The sequence below is a fragment of the Microbacterium sp. BF1 genome (genome assembly GCF_019279095.1).
Classification (GTDB): Bacteria; Actinomycetota; Actinomycetes; order Actinomycetales; family Microbacteriaceae; genus Microbacterium; species Microbacterium maritypicum.
Window position 1 is genome coordinate 1 of sequence record NZ_JAGYWT010000273.1, and the last position, 3,262, is coordinate 3,262.

Consider the following 3,262-nt stretch of genomic DNA (forward strand, 5'->3'; position numbering starts at 1 on the left):
GTCCGCTGGGCTACTTGCTCAAGGACCGCGTCGCCGATGTCTCCGAGTTCCTCGCCTCCGTGCAGCGGATCTCCGAGGGGGCCACCGTGCTCGACCCCGAGGTCGTCGCGCAGCTGCTGACCCGTCGCAACCGGGACGACCGGATGCTGCGGCTCACCGAGCGCGAACGCACCGTCCTCGCTCTGATCGCGGAGGGGAAGTCGAACCAGGCGATCGCCGGGATCCTGTTCCTCTCGGAGGCCAGTGTCGAGAAGCACATCACCTCCATCTTCCAGAAGCTGGGCTTCGAGCAGGACGAGTCGGGAAACCGCCGCGTGCTCGCCGCCCTCGCCCACATCGAGAACACCGGTGGCCCGACGCCGCCGACCGGCCAGACAGGAGTGGCACGATGACCACCGACAACAACGGCACCCAGGGCGAGCACACCCCGCTCACCCCTCCGCCCGCATCCCCTCCCCAGGCGCCGGCATCGCCGTCCGCTCCGACGCCTCCTCCTCCTTCCGGCGGTGGACGATCGTCGGGGGCCACCGCGGTGATGGTCGTGACCGCGGTCGTCGGCGGACTCGCCCTGCTCGGGGCCGGGGGAACGGCAGCAGCTGCGGCGGCCGGGACCATCGTCTCCTCGAGCCGTCCTGATTCCGTGCAGAGCGTGGAGGTCGACGGACTCGAGAGCGTCGACGTGGACGCCGACGCCAGCAGCATGCGGGTCGAGTTCGGCGATGTCGACGAGGCGACGCTCGCCATCACGAATGGCCGCGGTACGCCGTGGACGTTCGAACGCGACGGCGATGAGCTGGTCGTGCGGAGCCCCCAGGGGGTGTTCGGCTGGTGGATCGGCGGCTGGTTCGGCGACGAGGAGATCGCGGTGCTCACCCTCCCCGAGAGCCTGCGTGACGCGCGACTCGATGCCGACCTGAACCTCGATGCGGGCAGCCTCGACGTGGTCGGCGACTTCGGAGTGCTCGATGTGAGCGTGAGCGCCGGTGCGCTCGATGTCGAGGGAGCCGCGAAGGAACTCGACGTGCAGATGAGTGCGGGTCGCGCCGACATCCTCCTGGACGGCGTCACCATGGCCGATCTGGGTGTCTCCGCGGGTGATCTCACGGTGGAGCTGACGGGGACCCCTCCGACGCAGACGGCAGTCGACGTGAGCGCAGGGACCCTGGATCTGACGGTTCCCGACGTCGAGTACGCGATCACTCAGGACATCAGTGCCGGCACGTTGAACGCCGAGATCGAGGAGGCATCGAGCTCGCGCAGGAGCATCGACGTCTCGCTCTCGGCGGGTACCGCGACCATCAGACCGGGCCGCTGAACACGGTCGAGGGGGAAGACACTCCCGGGTGCTCCCCCTCGATTCGGATTTTCCGTGTTTCTCCGGTAAAGTCTTGGAGGTTGACGGGGCTATAGCTCAGGCGGTTAGAGCGCTTCACTGATAATGAAGAGGTCCCAGGTTCAAGTCCTGGTAGCCCCACTCCTTAACTCAAGAAAATCCCTTACGGGGCCTTAGCTCAGTTGGTAGAGCGCCTGCTTTGCAAGCAGGATGTCAGGAGTTCGAATCTCCTAGGCTCCACAATTTCAGACGTACTAGAACACCTGACATCGGTGGAAGCCGGTGTTGGTGCGAGGGCGGCGAACGGCTCAGCGAGCTTGATCGTCGCCCTCTCGTCTTCGCTGATCTCGATGCCGTTGGTGAGCGCTTGGTTGGCCAGCCGCTTGCCTTGGTCGTCGGTGCGCGCGTACAGGGTCGCGCAGTCAACGAGCAGGCTGAGCGCGGTGCTGAGGTGCTTGCGTGAGCCCTCGTGCTGGTCGTGTTCGCTGGCGAGGCGGCGGTCGATGTCTGCAAGCCCGGCCCGGATGCGGTCTTGGTGCCGTTTGAGGGTGTCGAGGTCGATGGCGTCGGCGAAGTGTGCGGCGAGCAGCTTGTCGCTCTCGTTCTGGAGCCGCTTGCGGTTCTCGGTCAGGTCGGCCAGTTCCTGGGAGCGGGAGGCGAGCCGTTCATCGAACGCTGTCTCGACCTGAGCGGCGAGGTCGGCGTACTGCTCTTCGGTGATGGAGATGTCTCGGTAGCAGTCCGCGACCAGCTGCTCGGCGATACCGACCGGCACGGCCCGCCGGGTGCAGTTCTTCCGTTTGGAGGCCCGACCGGAGCACACGTAGTAGGCGTAGCGCACGCCTTGCTTGTTGGCGGGGTAGTCCAGTTGCATCCGTGACCCGCACTGGCCGCAGAACAGGGAGCCTTTCAGGTAGTGGTCGTGCGTGCGGCGGCGCTCGGCCGCGATCTTGCGGGAGTCGAGTAGACGTTGGACTTGCTGCCAGGTCTCGACATCGACCAGCGGTTCGTGGGTGCCGGACTGCTCGGCTCCCTTGTAGCGGACGATGCCGATGTAGTACGGGTTGCGCAGCATCGAGAAGAACGTGGAACGGCCCACCGGCCCGGACGGACGCTTCGGCGTGGGTACGGTGGTGAGTCCGCGCGCGGTGGCCTCGGCGAGCAGGCTGACAACGGTGTGCTCACCGGTCGCGTACTGCTCGAATACCCACCTCACCAGCGGGGCGCGCTCGGCGTCGATCTCGACGGTGCGGTACTCGCGGCCCTGCTCGTCACGCTTGCGGACGTTGAGATACCCGACTGGTGCTCGCATCGGGGTTCCGCCGGTCTCGAACTTCTGGTTCAGGCCCTTGCTGACCTCGGATGCGAGGTTTTTGGAGTAGAACTCTGCGATGGAGGACATGATGCCGTGCAGCAGCATCCCCGAGGGCGTCTCGTCGATGTTCTCCGTCGCAGACACCAAGGTCACCCCGGCTTCGACCAGGCGGCGGTGAATCTCCACATCGTCCAGTCGGTTGCGGGCGAGGCGGTCGACCTTGTGGACGATGCAGTATGTGACTTGATGCGTGGCGATGTACTCCAGCATCCGTTGCAGGTCTGGCCGGTCAGCTGAGCGGGCGGACTCTCCGGCGTCCACAAACTCGGCGACGATGCGTGCGCCGAGGTCTTCGGCCTTGCGCGCGTTCGCCTGGCGCTGAGCGGGGATGGAGAACCCCTCGTCACGACCCCCCTTGGTCGCCTGCTCCTTGGTCGAGACACGTTGATACGTCACCGCTGTCAGAAGCGGCGACGTATCCGTGTCGTGTATCGGCATTGTCAGGGTCATGGTGGCCTCCTTGCTCGCCAGACGACGAATGGGCGTGCGTCGTGTTTCCGGTGCTGTGTCGATCACCGATGCGACGCTGCTGCTCATCAAGCTCCTGGGCGTGA

General features: G+C 65.8%; 2 protein-coding genes, 2 tRNA genes and 1 pseudogene. 4 read left to right on the forward strand and 1 reads right to left on the reverse strand.

Going from position 1 to position 3,262, the window contains the following annotated elements; translation table 11 throughout:
* The 4 genes from KZA10_RS10255 to KZA10_RS10270 form a co-directional block, all read left to right on the forward strand.
* Positions 1-392, forward strand: a 392-nt coding sequence (locus KZA10_RS10255) for a response regulator transcription factor (RefSeq protein WP_218682810.1), incomplete at its 5' end; no start/stop codon positions are given.
* Complete coding sequence (locus tag KZA10_RS10260) at positions 389-1,315, forward strand: hypothetical protein (protein ID WP_218682812.1); 927 nt, start codon at positions 389-391, stop codon at positions 1,313-1,315. The genes KZA10_RS10255 and KZA10_RS10260, both read left to right, overlap by 4 nt.
* Before the next feature lie 85 nt (positions 1,316-1,400).
* Positions 1,401-1,474: transfer RNA gene (locus tag KZA10_RS10265), tRNA-Ile, on the forward strand.
* A gap of 26 nt (positions 1,475-1,500) precedes the next feature.
* Positions 1,501-1,573, forward strand: a tRNA-Ala gene (locus tag KZA10_RS10270).
* A gap of 511 nt (positions 1,574-2,084) precedes the next feature.
* Here KZA10_RS10270 and KZA10_RS10275 read toward each other — a convergent pair.
* Positions 2,085-3,245: pseudogene (locus tag KZA10_RS10275) on the reverse strand (recombinase family protein); the annotation flags it as partial.
* Positions 3,246-3,262 lie beyond the last annotated feature (17 nt).

Bases quoted from the DNA above. Each gene is read 5' to 3' on its own strand.
- KZA10_RS10260 (WP_218682812.1), top strand. From the start codon at position 389: ATGACCACCGACAACAACGGCACCCAGGGCGAGCACACCCCGCTCACC.